The organism is Blautia faecis, assembly GCF_020554845.1.
In the GTDB taxonomy this organism is placed as follows: Bacteria; Bacillota; Clostridia; order Lachnospirales; family Lachnospiraceae; genus Blautia_A; species Blautia_A faecis.
On record NZ_JAJCIA010000097.1, the window covers coordinates 1 to 602 of the forward strand.

1 protein-coding gene is annotated in these 602 nt (G+C 41.4%); it reads left to right on the plus strand.

From position 1 onward, the window contains the following. Positions 1 to 602 (plus strand): hypothetical protein (locus LIZ66_RS18370; RefSeq protein WP_227227651.1); only part of this gene is annotated, 602 nt, incomplete at both ends.

Here is a 602-nt window from a genome sequence, read left to right on the forward strand (position 1 = left end):
ACCAAAATGCAGATAACCTGTATGTGCTTCTGGATACTACAGCTGAAACAACAGCAAGTATCCGTGAGCCAGTTCCGACGGATCAGATTTTGTCCCAGCTGATAGAAATAATTAACGGAGATTATGAGGATTCCATTGAAAATTATCTGCCAATAGAAAAAATGGAAGAAAAGGTAGAAAACTCCACAGTTTCTGTTATTAACGAAGCATTGGGACAAAATGAATTCCTGAAAGAATACCAGAATCTGATCTCCATTACGGCAAAGATTCAGGACAAAGGAGAACCTCTGGCGGATGCTTACACATATACCCTGGCCATTGAAGCAGTAGTTACAACCTCGACTGGGAATACCTATACAGAAACCGGAACCTATCAGGCTGTAATAAGAAAGCTTACACCGGAGTTAGAAACGAAACCTGAAACGAACATTCTGGAATATCAGAAACCGTTATCTGACTGCGTCCTGAAAGGCGGAAAAGTAACATGGAATGGGCTGGAAGTAACAGGGGAATTCAGCTGGAAGACTCCGGAAGTAAAACCATCTGGAGAAAATAACGGAACCGATAATGCAAATTATACGGTTGTATTTACGCCTTCTGAA